General features: G+C 53.4%; 10 protein-coding genes. 8 read left to right on the top strand and 2 right to left on the bottom strand.

The window, feature by feature from the left end:
• Positions 1-1,122 precede the first annotated feature (1,122 nt).
• Positions 1,123-2,340 (bottom strand): dicarboxylate/amino acid:cation symporter, encoded by a 1,218-nt coding sequence (locus DW089_RS03390; RefSeq protein ID WP_105326450.1) that lies wholly within the window; start codon positions 2,338-2,340, stop codon positions 1,123-1,125.
• A gap of 260 nt (positions 2,341-2,600) precedes the next feature.
• On the opposite strand from DW089_RS03390, the gene DW089_RS03385 reads away from it, so the two are divergent.
• The 3 genes from DW089_RS03385 (at position 2,601) to DW089_RS03375 (ending at position 6,413) form a co-directional block, all read left to right on the top strand.
• Entirely contained in the window at positions 2,601-3,575 is a 975-nt protein-coding gene (locus DW089_RS03385) for a LysR family transcriptional regulator (protein WP_118286774.1), read from the top strand.
• A 246-nt stretch (positions 3,576-3,821) separates the two neighbouring features.
• Positions 3,822-5,036, top strand: a complete 1,215-nt coding sequence (locus tag DW089_RS03380) for a pyridoxal phosphate-dependent aminotransferase (RefSeq protein ID WP_105326448.1) — start codon at positions 3,822-3,824, stop codon at positions 5,034-5,036.
• A gap of 84 nt (positions 5,037-5,120) precedes the next feature.
• Positions 5,121-6,413: an aminotransferase class V-fold PLP-dependent enzyme gene (locus DW089_RS03375; protein ID WP_105326447.1), complete on the top strand. Its 1,293-nt coding sequence runs from the start codon at positions 5,121-5,123 to the stop codon at positions 6,411-6,413.
• A 107-nt stretch (positions 6,414-6,520) separates the two neighbouring features.
• Here the strand turns inward: DW089_RS03375 and DW089_RS03370 are convergent, their stop codons facing one another.
• Positions 6,521-7,693 (bottom strand): iron-containing alcohol dehydrogenase, encoded by a 1,173-nt coding sequence (locus tag DW089_RS03370; RefSeq protein ID WP_118286773.1) that lies wholly within the window; start codon positions 7,691-7,693, stop codon positions 6,521-6,523.
• A 1,131-nt stretch (positions 7,694-8,824) separates the two neighbouring features.
• On the opposite strand from DW089_RS03370, the gene DW089_RS03365 reads away from it, so the two are divergent.
• The 5 genes from DW089_RS03365 (at position 8,825) to DW089_RS03345 (ending at position 16,035) form a co-directional block, all read left to right on the top strand.
• On the top strand, positions 8,825-9,712 hold the full coding sequence (locus tag DW089_RS03365) for an amidohydrolase (RefSeq protein WP_118286772.1): 888 nt from the start codon (positions 8,825-8,827) through the stop codon (positions 9,710-9,712).
• Positions 9,713-9,727: 15 nt separating this feature from the next.
• Positions 9,728-11,035, top strand: coding sequence for a 2-hydroxycarboxylate transporter family protein (locus tag DW089_RS03360; protein WP_118286771.1), 1,308 nt, complete (start codon positions 9,728-9,730; stop codon positions 11,033-11,035).
• 145 nt (positions 11,036-11,180) lie between these two features.
• Positions 11,181-12,320, top strand: coding sequence for a 2-methylaconitate cis-trans isomerase PrpF family protein (locus tag DW089_RS03355; RefSeq protein WP_105326445.1), 1,140 nt, complete (start codon positions 11,181-11,183; stop codon positions 12,318-12,320).
• A gap of 166 nt (positions 12,321-12,486) precedes the next feature.
• Positions 12,487-13,650 (top strand): isocitrate/isopropylmalate family dehydrogenase, encoded by a 1,164-nt coding sequence (locus DW089_RS03350; RefSeq protein ID WP_105326444.1) that lies wholly within the window; start codon positions 12,487-12,489, stop codon positions 13,648-13,650.
• A gap of 93 nt (positions 13,651-13,743) precedes the next feature.
• The gene (locus DW089_RS03345) at positions 13,744-16,035 is read left to right on the top strand and encodes a hydratase (protein WP_105326443.1); all 2,292 of its coding nucleotides are present in this window, start codon (positions 13,744-13,746) and stop codon (positions 16,033-16,035) included.
• Positions 16,036-16,072 lie beyond the last annotated feature (37 nt).

Raw genomic sequence — 16,072 nt, 5'->3', positions numbered from 1 at the left:
TGGGCGCCCGCTGGGCCGGGGCCCTCCGGGCCAATTGAATTGGACTTCATTCGGGGGTGTGAAATAATAAAATTGCTGAACTAAACTTCCTCAGTCAGTCCTACGGACTGCCAGCCCCTACACGCTTGCAGGGGCCGGTCTTGGGCCTATACGAGTCATGTGCAAAATGGGTATAGGAAAAGAAATCATAGTTACGTAGATGATTGTAATATCCCGTTTTATCACATGTCCAGTAGTGGATAGGAACGCTTCCTGAGTGGTTCGCCGTGCTCCGTAGTGGTTCGCAGCTAGCTGTTCATCTGCACTCAAAGAGCTTGATTCACAGGCTGCTATCACATGGCTCATATTAGCCAATAATCCCTTAGAATTTTTGGTGGATTATTGGATATGAGCGCATCCCCTTCACCCTGCGGGTTCGGCTCACGGACGGCTATCACATAGGTCGCATATACCAAATGTCCTCGGGAAAATGCATTGACATTTGGATGCGACCGTAAAGCGTTGCGTTCGCGTCCAAACAGCGCTACAGGTATTCCAAAAGCTGTTTGGAATACGCGAGCCATGCGATAGCTGCCCAGAAGGCAAGCCCGAAGGGCGACGCCGCCTGGCTAGCAGCGAACCACTGTAGGAAGTATCGCATTTTCCTTTATAGCCCCCTTCAAGCGTGAAGGGGGTGGCAGCCGAGAGGCTGACGGAAGAAGTTTTCCAGGATTCAGGCGACGATAGAAGTTTTATTTTTTCATACCTCCTTTTTGTGCGGTCAGCGGAGGTTTGGGCGGCCCTTCGGACTCCTGGACGAAACCCCATCCCGGCTGCGCTTACTCTCTTGGGGCGCAGCCACCCTTCCCCTTCTCCTGTTCGCTGCGCGAACAGGTAAGCGGAAGGCAAGTCGGCCTGCGGCCGCAAAAAATACCCTCGTTAAAATAAAATTTACTCGATGTTCTTCATTTGCTAAACTCTCTTCGACGCCTTTCGCCGCCACCACTGAAGGAGCCTATTGGGTTTGAACTATCTCTGCCGACTGCGTCGGCATCTCCTCCACGTTTGGAGGAGACAAATAGGAAAAAGCCCCGGACTGGAGGGGCCAGTCCGGGGCAGCAACGGTATAGCATTTTTGGAGTATTAGCTGTTGAATTTTTCCACATCCAGGGAATCCAGGGATCTGGCTACGATGATGGTGCCAGCCATATCGCCGGAAACGTTGGCGGTGGTATGGACAATGTCCAGGATGGGCCATACGGCAGCCAGCAAGGGTACCAGGGTCAGGGGCATGCCTACGGTTTGCAGCAGCACGGAGGACATGACAATCCCGGCGCCTTTTACACCAGCGGCCCCTACGGAAAGTACCAGGCCCAGGAAGATGAACTGGACACAGGCCCCGATGGTAATGGGTACGCCAAACAGGTTGGATGCAAAGACGGAAATTACGCCGATGCCGCAGGCCATGCCGTTCATATTGCAGGTATTGCCCAGGGGCAGGCAGAAGCCGTAGATGTTTTCAGGAATGCCCATTTTTTCATTGGCAATCTTTAATTCCAAAGGCAGGGTAGCAGCGGAAGAGGTGGTGGAAGCAGCCACAACCATAATGGGGGCTACGTTCTTCAGATACTGGATGGCGCTGAGCCGGCCCAGGAATTGTACCAGCAGGGGCTGGATGATGAAGATGACTACCAGGCATACGGCCCAGTCGGTGGCGATAAAGTTTACAACCTGGTACAGCATACGGCCGCTGATGGTGGTCATCATGTCCGCAATCAGGGCGAAAATCCCGATGGGGGAGTATTTCATGACCAGGTCGGTCATCTTTAACATCACGTTGGCGGCTTGGTCAATGAGTTTGACAACGCCGGCACATTCGTCGCCCAACAGCAGCAGGACAATACCGGTGAGCAGGGCAAAGATGATGATTTGCAGGGTGTCGCCTTTGGCCAGGGATTCAAAAATGTTGGTGGGAATCCACTGGATCATGTTGGACAGAAAATCGTAGGAAACGGTTTTCCCGGATTCGGAAGTCAAGAGGTCCGTTACGCCTTTGCCGGGTTGGGTGAACAGGGCGAACAACAGGCCCAGAGCGGCGCTGACCGCGGAAGTAATTAGGTAATAGCAGACAATGCGGATACCTACGGTGTACAGGCGCTTGATGTCGCCCATCTTACACACGCCGCTGATCAGGGTAAAGAGCACCAAAGGTGCAATCAGCATTTTTAACAGCCGCAGGAAGATGTCGCCCAGGAACTTGATGTGGGGTACCACACCGGGTGCGTAGACGCCCACCAGGATGCCGGCAACGATACCGATGAGAATCTGTTTCCATAATGCCATATGAATGAGTTTCTTCATGAAAAAAACCTCCCTTGTAGTCCGGGGATGTTTGGCGGACGGCCCGGCTTCCATGCGTGTGATTCTTAGCTAAAAATATTATAGAAAAAAACAAGGGCCTTTTGCCAATATGTAAATAGATATCACCTTATACAAAAATACGTATGGGAAAAAACGGGAAAAGGGCATAAATACTTGCTTTTTAGGAGTATAATCAAAGACAACAAGATTTATTTCGGTAAAAAGTATACAATGTGCAGAATACAAGAAAGGGGAGCGCTATGGAAAAAGGAATGGAATATGTGCTGGCGGTGTACGAGGAACATGGCTTTTCCAAAGCCGCGGCCAAGCTCTTTGTAACCCAGCCCGCACTCAGCGCCATTGTAAAAAAGGAGGAGCAGCGGTACGGGCTGCAATTTTTTAACCGGCGGGTAACGCCCCTGACGCTGACGGAAGCAGGCATCAAGTACATCAACAGCGCCCTGAAAATTCGGGAAATCGAGCAGAAATTGGGGAAGGAGCTCCAGGCCCTGCAAAGCCTGGAACAGGGGACCCTGCGCATTGGGAGTTCGGCGTTTTTCTGCGCCAATGAGCTGCCCAAACTGGCGGATGCCTTTCGGAAGGCCAGCAAAAAGCCAGCCAACATCAATTTACTGGAAGGGAATACGGCGGACCTGGTCCAGTACCTGCAAAAGGATACGGTGGACATGGTGCTCAGTGTGGATACCAGCTACGGCAGCAAATGCCAGGGCTGCTACCTATATTCGGAAATGATGCTGCTGGTGGTGCCGGCAGAGTACCCGGTGAACCAACGGCTCCGGGAGGCGGCGCTTTCCTGGGAAGAGGTGAAACAGGGCCGGTACTGGGAGCCGGACTGTCCCCAGGTATCCCTGGCAGAGTTTCAGAAGTATCCCTTTATTCTCCTGACCAAGGGCAACGACAGCCATAAGCGCATCAAGAAGATGTTCCGGAATGCGGGCATTCGCCCCCAGGTACTGCTGGAAATGGACCAGATGCTTACCAGCTACTTTATTGCCCGGGACGGCAAAGGGATGACCATGATCCGGGCGGAGGTAATCAGTTCCCTGGAGGCTACGCCCAAACTGGTGTACTACAAGGTGGCGGACCCGCTGGCAGTACGGGGCGTAAATCTGTACTATAAGAAGCATGTGCCTTTGTCTCCTTTGGCCAAGGCCTTTATGGAATTTTGCCAGGAGGAAGGGGCCAAGTACGGGAAAGTTCTTGGTGGATTATAATCTCCCTTCGCAGGGAAAAAACACAGAAATATTTGTGAAAAAATAAAGGAATCCAGTATAGATGCGGGCCTGAAAGCCGAAATGAATCCTTAGCCTATAAGTAAATTGATATAACAGGTGTCTTAAATACCAATTGGTAATTGGGGCCGGGCTTTTCTATAATAGAGACAAGAGATGTTTGGCAAAACACCTGGCAAGTGACGCATGGAAACAACCACAATCAATTTTGATTCAGGAGGGAATATTATGGATTTACTGACGGAGAAATTTAAACGCTTGGGAATTGACAATGCACCGGGACAGGAAAAATTGCAGGCTGCAGCTCAGCTGGACCTGCGGGGCGAACCCCTGCCGGGCCCCAAAGTGGACTTTTCCCACGGGGATGTAGATGCCCACAAACCCACACCGGGTTCTCTGGATGCATTCATTGAAGGCTTCAACATGGGCAGCTGCGTAGCGTACACGGAATACCGGGGCGGGGAAGACCCTCGGCAGGACGTAGCCGCCAAATTGGCCGCCTTTACCGGAGCTCCTGTGGATCCGGACAAGGAACTGATCCTGACTCCTGGTACCCAGGGCGCGCTGTTCCTGGCACTGGGCTGCCTGGTAGGCCGGGGCGACAAGGTCGCCATTGTGGAACCGGACTACTTTGATAACCGGAAACTGGTGGAATTCTTCGAAGGGGAACTGGTACCGGTTAAATTGGATTATCTGAGCCAAAATACCTGTGCTGGGGTGAACCTGGATGATTTGGAAGAATCCTTCAAACAGGGCGTAAAACTGTTCCTGTTCTCCAACCCCAACAACCCCACTGGTGTGATTTATTCTGAAAAGGAAATTACCACCATTGCCAAACTGGCCAAGAAATACAATGTAACCCTGCTGGTGGATGAACTGTACTCCCGTCAGATTTTTGACGGCCATCCTTACACCCATCTCCGGGCCTTGGAAGAGAAACCGGATAATATGCTGACCATTATGGGACCGTCCAAAACGGAATCCCTCAGCGGTTTCCGTCTGGGTACGGCTTTTGGTTCCAGCTGGATCATTGACCGGATGGAAAAACTCCAGGCCATTGTTACCCTGCGGGCTCCCGGCTACTGCCAGCATGTATTCAAGGTCTGGTTCAACGAACCGGAAGGCTGGCTGGCTGACCGGATCCGGCAGCATCAGGAAATCCGCGATGCCCTGATTAAACTGGTAGAATCCCACGAAGGCTGCTCGGTAAGAAAGACCGAAGGGGGCAGCTACATATTCCCCACCCTGCCGCCTTTGGATGTAAGCATCAGTGATTTTGCCAAAATTGCACGGAAAATGGCCAATGTGACCCTGACGCCGGGCACGGAATTTGGCCCGCAATTCACCCACAGCTTCCGGATGAACTTCTCCCAGGACAAGGACAATGCCATTGCCGCCCTGGACCGGGTGCTGCAGCTGATGGAACGGTATAGAAGCAAATAAGCATACGGAAACGCTGACTTTTGATCCGGGCTGGGGGCCGCAGGGCTGCCCGGTCCGGGTACTATACAGAAAAGAGGAAATAACATGGCAAATAAACCGGTATTTGATGAAGCGCTGCAAAAGGAAATCAAAAGCAAGTTCTGTTATATGGATGAGGATATGTTCGGCCATAAACGGCTGTTCTTTGAAAACTCCGGCGGCTCCCTGCGCCTGAAGGCCTGCGTAGATGCCAAGGCCAAATACGAAATGATTCCTGACTGCCCCCTGCGTTATCATGACGTATCCGAGCAACTGCATGAAGTGAAAGCCAAGGGCATTTCTGACCTGCTGGAAGTTATTTTTGGTGCAGAACCGGGCGAAGGGGCTCTGGTAACGGAACTGACCCCGTCCAAGACCACCTTCAGCATTACCCGTGCCATTATTGAAAATGTTCCTGGCAAGAACGTGGTCACCACCTCCATCGAACATCCGTCCGCTTATGATGCTGCCGCCATCTATGCTGCCAAAATGGGCATGGAACTGCGGGTGGCCCAAGCCAACCCCAAAACTGGCGGGGTGGACGTGGACGCCATTGTGAACCTGGTGGACAAGGATACCTGCCTGCTCAGCGTCATGAGCGCTTCCAACATTTCCGGCAAAGTATTCCCCATGAAGGAAATCATCGAAAAAGCCCGGGCCATCAAACCGGACCTGTACATCATTTCCGATGCAGTACAGCATATGCCCCACGCCGCTTTGTATGCCCACGACCTGAAGCTGGACGGCATGATTATTGCTCCTTATAAAGCGATGGGTATCCGGGGCTGCGGCTACGGCTACGTTTCTGACCGGGCTGCTGTGCTGCCCCATGATAAATTAAACGGCAAGGATGCCAAGGAATGGGAACTGGGCACCTATCCCCATGCCAACTTCGCTGCCATGAGCGCCATGGTGGACTATGTATGCTGGCTGGGCCGTCACTACACCAATTCTGAAAGCCGCCGGGAACAATACGTGGTAGGCATGAAGAAAGCCCACGAACAGGAAGAAGCCCTGCTGGAACATATGCTGGAAGGCAGCGAAACCGTTCCTGGCCTGCGCCATATCCCCGGGGTAGAAGTGTACTTCGATGATGGTCCTATTGACGAAACCCGTGACCTGGTAGTGGCTATGGGCATGAAGGGTGTGGACTACACCGACCTGCGCCTGGCTTATGAAAAACGCCACATCATCGTCTTTGAACGGATCAACACCAGCCTGTACTCCAAACGGATTGTAGAATCCCTGGGTCATACGGGCCTGCTACGGGTATCCCCGCTGCACTGCCATGACTTCGGCGACATCGATACCTTCCTGAAGGCTACGGTGGAAATTGCCAAGGAATTTGGCGTGAAATAAGCTCCTAAACGAAAGAACCCTGCATAGAAAAAACCGCTGGAAAGCAAGAAATTGCTTTTCAGCGGTTTTTATTTATGCAAGGCTGTTTCTTATCATACAACTGCTTTTTACAGGCAGCGTTTGTAGATTTGGACCACATCTTCCGGCAGCAGGGGACGGAAGCCTTTGATCACGTTGCCCTTGGAGGAGCAGGCTTTTTGGGCCATGACGGGGATGTGTTCTTCCCCAATACCCACTTCGTGGAGGGTGCTCTTGAGTCCCAGGGTGGTGAACAGGAAGTGTTCCAGGTGGTTGATGGCTTCGTGGGCAATGGTCAGGGGTTCCTGCTGGGGATCCAGACCAAAGACGTTGACGCCGAAGCGGACGTACCGGTCCACATTCTGCTCGGTGAGGCAGTATTCCAGCCACCGGGGGGTGAGAATGGCCAGACCCAGGCCGTGGGTAATGTCATAGTAGGCGGACAGCTGGTGCTCCATGGCGTGGCAGCTCCAGATCTGGTTCTGGCAGGTTTTGAACAGGCCGTTGATGGCCCAGGAAGCGGCCCACATCAGGTTGGCCCGGGCTTCGTAGTTGTTTGGTTCCTTCAGGGCGATGGGGGCATAGCGGATCACGGTTTTCATCAGCCCTTCCATGAAGGTGTCCAAAAGGTACATGCCTTCGGTGGGGTTAAAATACGTTTCGATGGTATGGGACAAAATGTCTGCGGCGCCGCAGGCGGTATGGTAGGCATTTACCGTATAGGTGGTTTCCGGGTCCAGGAAGGAAACCTTGGGCTGGATCAGCATGGTTTTGGCGCCCCGTTTGTCATCGGTGTCGGGGTTGCTGAGCACGGCCACATTGTCCATTTCGGAGCCCGTAGCGGCCAGGGTGGGGATGGTGATAATGGGCAGGGCTTTTTCCGCCGGTACCCGTTTGATGAAGAAGTCCCAGGGGTCGCAGTCCACGCAGGCCCCGATGGCAATCATCTTGCCCGTATCCAGGGCGGAGCCGCCGCCGGCCGCCAGTACCATATCGATGCCTTGCTCCTTGCAGACCTGCACGCCTTCCCGTACCTTGTCGATGCGGGGGTTGGGGAGCACGCCGGAAACTTCAAAGCAGGTAAGGCCGGCTTTTTGGATTTCCTGCTGGATGGTATCGTACAGGCCAATCTTTTTGATGGAACCGCCGCCGTAGACCAGCAGCACCTTTTTGCCATATTGGGCCAGAACCTCGCCCAAATGGCAGAACTGGTCCTTGCCGAAATAAATCTTGGTGGGAATATCGTAAATAAAATCCTTCATGTGAAAAACCTCCTTCAGAATGGTGTGACAAGACAACGTACAGTTACAGTATAGCTGAATTTGGCGGAAAAGAAAACTGGGGGCGGGGCAAAGGAAATTTCCTTTGCCCCGCCCCTGGGTGTCAACTTTGGTGGTGCGGTCAGTGAATCTGAAGTGATGTGGTGCCGGGTATTCCCTCAGTGGTTCGCGGCTCGCTGTTCGTCATCGTCCTTCGGACTTGATTCACAGGCCGCTATCACATGGGCCTTATTGACCAAACAGCCTTTGGAAAATTGTGGGGCTGTTTGGATGCGGCCGTATAAAAGAGCGAGATTTGTGGAGTTGGTGCGGTCCGCAAACCTGAAGTGATGTGGTGCCGGGTATCCACTCAGTGGTTCGCGGCTTGCTGTTCGTCATTGTCCTTCGGACTTGATTCACAGGCCGCTATCACAGGGGTCGTATATTCCACCTTTCTGCGGCTGACACCTTGAACGGCGGATACGACTCCCTCATTCAGCCTGGGGCTGACATCTCTCCCCAGCGGTTCGCGGCAAACCGCTTAGTTGCGCCTTTTGGGCTTACTTCGCGGGCCGCTATCGCATGGGCCTTATTGACCAAACAGCCTTTGGAAAATTGTGGGGCTGTTTGGATGCGGCCGCATAAAGGGTGGAGCTTATAAGGGAAAAGCGGAAAGGCCCTGCAGTCCTAGGTGCCTTTCCGCCTGCGATCCGTCCTATTGTAGATTAGCGGGGGAATAGGACGGGATTTTCCCGGCTTTCATTGTAGAAGAAATTGTTAGAAAATACCAATACCTTCTCTATGATAGGCCTATGGGAGGAAAGCTATAACTCATATCATAGAAATTCTGATAGACCTCCTGGTGCAAAATTGCCTAAAGGGTGACGGATACGAAGCAACTGGCTTTTTGCTAAAAGGCTATAAGAAATATTCGAGGCATTCTATGGATGGGAAGAGAAAAATAGAATGTTACTGCTATTATCATGAAAAATCGATAGCTAATGTCTTAATCATAGAATATCTCATATAACTCGTATGGGAGGACAAGTATTAGAAAAAATCTGAAATTTTACATAGAATGGAGGCATCAAAAGTCATGTGCGCGCGTGATGAAAGTAAAGAGAGGAAAATGTCATGAACGATTGTCAAGAACGCCGTGAACAGGTTCCCTACTGCAGCGGGCGGGATTTTCCCAAGACCGCCATTCCTGCGGGAGCCTGCGATTCCCACCATCATATCTATGACCCGGTCCGCTTTCCCTATGTGCCCACCGATGAGCGGAATCAGCCGCCTTCCACTGCGGACTGCTACCAGCTGCTGAAAAACAAGCTGGGTATCAGCCGGAGCGTTGTGGTACAACCCTCCGCCTACGGATTGGATAATCGGTGCACCTTGGCTGCGGTAGAGCAGCTGGGCAAGGAAAATACCCGTGCCATTGTGGTGCTGGATAATAGCGTAACGGACGCTGAAATCCAAAGCCTTCATGCAGCAGGGGCCCGGGGCATCCGGTTCAATATGAACTGCGGCTACAAAGGGGACTGGGAAGCCATCCGCCAATTGGTGGAAAAGGTGGCACCCTATCAGTGGTGCGTCTGCCTTTGGATGGATCCGGACCTACTGGTAGAAAAACAGAAATTCTTCGAAGCCTTGCCGGTGCCTTTGGTGCTGGACCACCGGGGCCATTTGCCGGCGGACCAGGGCAGCAAACATCCTGCCTTCCGGCTGATTACCCGCTGGCTGGAGGAAGAACGGGCCTGGGTGAAATTGTCCGGTTGGTACTTTGACAGTGTGCAGCCGGGCTATGCGGATACCCTGCAAGTCAGCCGGGATTACGCCAAGGCCAACAACAGCCGCTTTTTGTGGGGGACGGACTGGCCCCATCCCAACTGCTACAGCAAAGGAAAACCGGTTCCCAATGACAGCGCCATGCTGGATGCGCTGTTCGACATTCTTCAGGACGAGACGGCCTTTCACAAGACACTAGTAGAAAACCCGGCACAGCTGTTCGGGTTCGGCAAATAAGCCGGGGGGAGTACCATGAAACAATCTACGCGCACGATTTATGGAATGGATTGGCGGGTTTTTGTCTTCTTCGCCATTGCAGTTATTGCCGCAGCTTGCTTGAATCTGATTCCGGATCAGATGATTGGCGGCATTGCGGTGATGTTTACGCTGGGTATTATTTTCGGGGAAATCGGGGAAAAGATTCCGTTCTGGAACAAGTACTGTGGCGGCGGGGCCATCTTGGCCTTCCTGGGCTGCGGCGTACTGGTGTATACCAACTGTATGCCTGTGAATATCATCAAAGTCTCCAAGGGTTGGATGAGCACGTACAACTTCCTGAACGTATTTATCTGCTTCCTGGTGGTGGGCAGTCTGCTGGGCCTTGACCGGAAACTGCTGATCAAATCCAGTGTCCTGTACCTGCCGGCCCTTTTGGCCTCCCTGGCAGGAGCTGCGCTCCTGGGTGTGCTGGGGGGTATGCTGTTTGGCATTTCTCCTGCTGAAATCATTACGGCGTATGTACTGCCCATTATGGGCGGCGGTGCCGGTGCTGGCGCCATTCCCATGGCCCAGGTGTACCAGGATGTGACGGGAAAGGATTCTTCCGCGTATCTGAGCTTTGCCCTGGCCATTTTGGCGGTGGCCAATATTGTGGCTGTAGCCTTCGCCATTCTGCTGGATAACGTGGGCCGGGTGCTGCCGGGTCTTACGGGCCGCGGCCAACTGGTACGCCAGCCGGAAGCCCAGCGGAAGGCTGAAGAACTGGTGGAAGAGGAAGAAGAAAGCGAACTGACCATGGACGATATTGCAGCGGCTATTTTCCTGGCCGGCGGCTTCTTTGTCCTGGCAACCCTGGTGGCCAAGAAAATCCTGCCCTCTGTGTTTGGGGTGGCCATTCCCAACTTTGCCTACCTGATTATTTTCGCGGCTCTGGCCAATATCCTGGACTTGATTCCTGTCCGAACCAAGGCAGCCTGCCAAAAGGTGCAGCAGTTCTGCGCCAGCAAGCTGGTTTGGGTGCAGATGGCCGGCTGCGGCATTACCCTCATTGACTTTAACCAGATGATGAGCGTGCTGAGTCCGGAAAACCTGCTGATGTGTGTGCTGATTGTTCTGGGGTGCGTCCTGGGCTCCGGCTTGTTTGGCTACCTGGTAGGATTTTACCCCATTGAATCTTCCATTACGGCCGGCCTCTGCATGGCCAATATGGGCGGTGCCGGGGATCTGGCCGTACTGGGCGCAGCCAAGAGAATGGAACTTATGAGCTATGCCCAGATCTCTTCCCGGATTGGCGGGGCCATTGTGCTCCTGGTAGGCAGTTTCATCTTCCAGTTCCTGTGAGAAATGTAGGTTATGGAAGGCATAACTAGAGAATCATTGGTAAAATTCTGAAAACCGGCCTATAATCGAAAGCGTAGGCAGTTAGCCTCGCATCGATTTTCTGAACCGGCACAAGCCGGATAACTTGACGAAAAGAGGATGCAAAATGAGAAAATTTAAAACGGTGTATATGCGCGGCGGTACCAGCAAGGGCTGTATGTTCCTGCGGGAGGATCTGCCAGCGGACCGGAAGGAATGGGATGAGATTTTCCTTCAGGTTATGGGCAATCCGGATCCCAAGCAGATGGACGGCATGGGCGGTACGGTTTCTTCCAATAATAAGATTGTGATTGTGTGGAAGAGCGCAGAAAAAGATGTGGATGTGGAATACCTGGTAGGCCAGGTGATTGTGGGCAAGAAACAGGTGGACTACAAGTCCAACTGCGGCAACATGACAGCTGCGGTGGCTCCCTTTGCCGTGGAGGAAGGTTTGGTGCCCGTGGTGGAACCCATTACTACGGTACGGATGCTGAACAAGAACACGGACAAGTACATCAACGTAACGGTGCCCATTGACCCGGAAACCCATACCTTTGCCCAGGACGGGGACTGCCACATTGCCGGTATTGACGGCACGGCGGCAGAACTGAAGGTAAACTTCCTGAACCCGGCCGGTGCCAAAACAGGGAAACTGCTGCCTACGGGAAGCACCCTGGACGTGCTGGATATTGAGGGCCGGAAGTTTGAAGCCACCATTTTGGACGTCTCCAACCCTCTGGTGCTGGTGAAGGCAGAAGACGTAGGCCTTACGGGCACGGAAATGCCTGCGGTGGTGGACGCCAACAAGGAAGCCTCTGCCCTCCTGGAAAAAATCCGGGGCGCAGCAGCAGTGAAAATGGGCTTTGCCAAGGATTTGGCAGATGCTACGGCCAATTCTCCGGCAGTTCCCAAGGTGGGCGTATTTACGGCTCCTGTAGGCTATACGGACATTGCCGGCCAGCCGGTGGAAGCGTCCGCTATGGATCTGTGCGTACGGGTGATCTCCGTATTCAAATGCCACAAGGCCTGCCCGCTGACGGCCGCCAGCTCCATTGCGGTAGCGGCGTTCCTCCCGGGTTCCATTATTGAAAAGACCCTGGGGGCACTGCCGGAAGGGACCAAGTCCGTGCGGTTGGGTCACCCCAGCGGCGTGATGACGGTGTATCCGGACCTGGAAGAACAAAACGGGGAAATCCTGGTACACGGGGTGGCAGTACAGCGTACGGCCCGCCGGACCATGGATGGCTTTGTTTACATCCGGAAATAAGTTATGGGAACTTTGCTATTAGCTGTAAACAATGCTATAGAGAAAATCTGATACCCCCTATGGGAGTACAAGTATTGGGAATTAACTGAATAATCTCCTACAATAAGGGTATCGAGATTGGACTAGAAGTAAGTTTTCAGATAAGCCTAGCAAAGGGGATAAGAACATGGATCAAGAACAAGTTATTCGTGAAGCGGCAGAGAAGTTTGCAGCACTCATCCGGGAAGATTTCAAACGTATTGAGGCCATCAAAAATGCACCGGGCCGGAAGGATTTCACCAAGCTGGACCACGTTACCGTAGGCATTCTGCCTGGGGACGGCATTGGCCCCTACATTATGGAACAGGCCCTGCGGGTGGCAAAGTTCCTGCTCAAGGACGAAATCGCCGCTGGGAAGGTGGAATTTACCACCATCGAAGGCATGACCATTGAAGAACGGGCTGCCAAGAACCAGAGCCTGCCGGACGAAGTACTGGAAGCCTGCAAAGCCTGCGACGTACTGGTGAAGGGTCCGTTTGTGACTCCCCGGGCCGGCGATCCCTGGCCCAACCTGGTCAGTGCCAACAGCCTGATGCGCCGGGCCCTGCAATTGTATGCAGCAGTACGGCCGGTGCGGATTCCGGAAAAGGGCATTGACTGGACCTTCTTTAGAGAAAACATCGAAGGCGAATACATCTGGGGCAACAAGGGCATTCAGGTAAACGATGACCTGGCAGTGGACTTCAAGGTCCTGAGCCGCCCCGGTGCAGAACGGATCTGCCGGGCTGCCTTTGAATTCGCCAAAGCCAATGGCAAGACCAATGTAACGGTGGTAACCAAGGCCAATATTGTGAAACTGGTGGATGGGAACTTCATTAAAATGGCCCATGCCCTGGAAAAGGAATACCCGGGCATTACGGTACGGGAAGAACTGGTTGACTCCATGGCCGCCAAACTGACGGACCAGGAATTCACCAAAGGCATGCAGGTCTTTGTGCTGCCCAACCTGTACGGGGACATTGTTACCGACGTGGCTGCCGAATACCAGGGCGGCCTGGGAACGGCTAGCTCCTCCAATATCGGCGACCAATACGCCCTGTTTGAAGCCATCCATGGGGTGGGCAACTTCCTGGTACAGCACAACCGTGCCCAGTATGCCGATCCGTGCAGCCTCATTCGGGCCATGGGCGAAATGATTGCCCACATTGGCTACCCTGAAAAGAAACAACAACTGGTGGATGCCCTGGATATCTGCACCCGCACCGAAAAGAAAGTGGTTATCACCACCGACAAGGACGGAGCTACGGCTGCAGAATTCACGGACTATCTGCTGGATACCCTGGCAAAATAAGCCAGATACAAACAGCCTGACTACAAGCCACTATGCCCCGGCCGGGTGGACTGCGATCATCCGGACAGGGCCTGAAAAAAGGAGAGGAAACTCATGATTCAATTGTACAAAAATGGTGCGTACCTGCTTCACGGTACCGAACTGATTGCCGAAGAAGATGTTGCCAAAGCGGAGCAGCAGCTGGGCAAGAAGCTGGATAAGAATGAAGCCAAAAAAGGTACCATCGCTTACAGCATCTTGAAAAGCCACAACACCGGCGACTCTATGGATAACCTGAAAATCCGTTTTGACGCCCTGACCTCCCATGATATTACCTACGTTGGCATTATTCAAACGGCCCGTGCGTCCGGTATGGAAAAATTCCCCATGCCCTATGTACTGACCTGCTGCCACAACTCCCTGTGCGCTGTAGGCGGCACCATCAACGAAGATGACCATCTGTTCGGCCTGACTGCTGCCCAGAAATACGGCGGCATCTACGTTCCCCCTCATATGGCTGTTATCCACCAATATATGCGTGAAATGTATGCCGGCTGCGGCAAGATGATTCTGGGCTCCGACAGCCATACCCGTTATGGCGCTCTGGGTACTATGGCTGTAGGTGAAGGCGGCGGCGAACTGGACAAACAGATTCTGCTGGACACCTGGGACAACCCGTATCCTGGCGTAGTGGCTGTATACCTGACCGGTGCTCCCAAACCCTGGGTAGGACCCCATGATATCGCCCTGGCTATCTGCGGCGCTGTTTACAAGAACGGCTACGTAAAGAACAAGGTAATGGAATTTGTGGGACCTGGCGTTTCCTCCATGACCACCGACTACCGGAACGCTGTGGACGTAATGACCACGGAAACCACCTGCCTGTCCTCCATCTGGAGAACTGACGAAGACACCCATGCTTTCCTGAAGGAACACCATCGGGAAGCTGACTATAAGGAACTGAATCCGGCTGACGTAGCGTACTACGATGGCGTTGTGGTTGTGGACCTGTCCACCATTAAACCCATGATTGCCCTGCCGTTCCATCCTTCCAACGCTTACGAAATCGACGAACTGAACGCCAACCTGGGCGACATCCTGCGGGAAACCGAAAAGGCTGCGGAAAAGGTTAGCCAGGGCAGAGCAGAATTCACCCTGACCGACAAAATCGTGAATGGCAAGCTCCAGGTACAGCAAGGGGTTATCGGCGGCTGTGCCGGCGGTAACTACGTGAACGTAGTGGAAGCTGCCAACATGCTGCGCGGCAGATCCATTGGCACCGGCGAATTTACCCTGAACATTTATCCTTCTTCCATGCCCGTTTATATGGACCTGATGAAGAAGGGCGAACTGACGGACCTGATGGCTGCCGGTGCTGTGGTTAAGACCGCTTTCTGCGGACCTTGCTTCGGCGCAGGGGACACCCCCAACAACAACGGCCTGTCCATTCGTCACAATACCCGTAACTTCCCCAACCGGGAAGGCAGCAAACCGGGCCAAGGCCAGATGGCTGCAGTAGCCCTGATGGATGCTCGTTCCATCGCTGCTACCGCTGCCAACAACGGCATCCTGACCTCTGCTGAAGAATACGGCGATGCTTTCGGCAATGTGCCTGAATACCACTTCGACGACAGCTCCTACAAAGCCCGTGTATTCTACGGCTTTGGCAAGGCCAACAAGGACCAGGAACTGTTCTACGGCCCCAACATCAAAGACTGGCCGGAAATGCCGCCTCTGGGTGACAACGTACTGCTGAAGGTCTGCTCCAAGATTTTGGATCCGGTTACCACCACCGACGAACTGATTCCTTCTGGTGAAACCTCCTCCTACCGTTCCAACCCCCTGGGCCTGGCTGAATTCACCCTGTCCCGCCGGGATCCGGAATACGTAGGCCGCACCAAGGCTGTGAAGGAAGTAGAAGTGGCCCGGGAAGCTGGCAAGGACCTGCCGGAAGAAGTAAAGGCTGTGTTCGAAACCTTGAAGAGCCTGCCTGGGGAAGCAACTCCTGCCAACACGGAAATCGGCTCCATGGTTTATGCCAATAAACCTGGCGACGGTTCTGCCCGTGAACAGGCTGCCAGCTGCCAGAGAGTTATCGGCGGCCTGGCCAACATCACCCAAGACTACGCTACCAAACGGTATCGTTCCAACGTAATCAACTGGGGCATGCTGCCTTTCCATCTGAAAGGCGAACCGGTGGCCTTTGAAGTAGGCGACTACATCTACGTACCCGGCGCCCGGAAAGCTCTGGATGGGGACCTGCAGGACATCACCGCTTACGTGGTGAAGAACGGCGAAACCACCCCCATCAACCTGTACATCAAAGACCTGACCGCTGAAGAACGGGCTATCATCAAAGCTGGCTGCCTGATCAACTTCAACCGGAACAAGGCTAAAAATAAGTAATTCGCAGCAATGCGATATCCTCCTTTTTGCTGAAAAC

Source organism: Acidaminococcus sp. AM05-11 (genome assembly GCF_003472805.1).
Lineage (GTDB): Bacteria > Bacillota > Negativicutes > Acidaminococcales > Acidaminococcaceae > Acidaminococcus > Acidaminococcus hominis.
Note: the sequence above shows the minus strand (reverse complement) of the source record. Positions and strands in the feature narration are given on the sequence as shown.

What these genes read in the sequence shown, in the direction of transcription:
- DW089_RS03390 (WP_105326450.1), bottom strand. Translation starts at nt 2,340, where the DNA reads ATGAAGAAACTCATTCATATGGCATTATGGAAACAGATTCTCATCGGT.
- DW089_RS03385 (WP_118286774.1), top strand. Translation starts at nt 2,601, where the DNA reads ATGGAAAAAGGAATGGAATATGTGCTGGCGGTGTACGAGGAACATGGC.
- DW089_RS03380 (WP_105326448.1), top strand. Translation starts at nt 3,822, where the DNA reads ATGGATTTACTGACGGAGAAATTTAAACGCTTGGGAATTGACAATGCA.
- DW089_RS03375 (WP_105326447.1), top strand. Translation starts at nt 5,121, where the DNA reads ATGGCAAATAAACCGGTATTTGATGAAGCGCTGCAAAAGGAAATCAAA.
- DW089_RS03370 (WP_118286773.1), bottom strand. Translation starts at nt 7,693, where the DNA reads ATGAAGGATTTTATTTACGATATTCCCACCAAGATTTATTTCGGCAAG.
- DW089_RS03365 (WP_118286772.1), top strand. Translation starts at nt 8,825, where the DNA reads ATGAACGATTGTCAAGAACGCCGTGAACAGGTTCCCTACTGCAGCGGG.
- DW089_RS03360 (WP_118286771.1), top strand. Translation starts at nt 9,728, where the DNA reads ATGAAACAATCTACGCGCACGATTTATGGAATGGATTGGCGGGTTTTT.
- DW089_RS03355 (WP_105326445.1), top strand. Translation starts at nt 11,181, where the DNA reads ATGAGAAAATTTAAAACGGTGTATATGCGCGGCGGTACCAGCAAGGGC.
- DW089_RS03350 (WP_105326444.1), top strand. Translation starts at nt 12,487, where the DNA reads ATGGATCAAGAACAAGTTATTCGTGAAGCGGCAGAGAAGTTTGCAGCA.
- DW089_RS03345 (WP_105326443.1), top strand. Translation starts at nt 13,744, where the DNA reads ATGATTCAATTGTACAAAAATGGTGCGTACCTGCTTCACGGTACCGAA.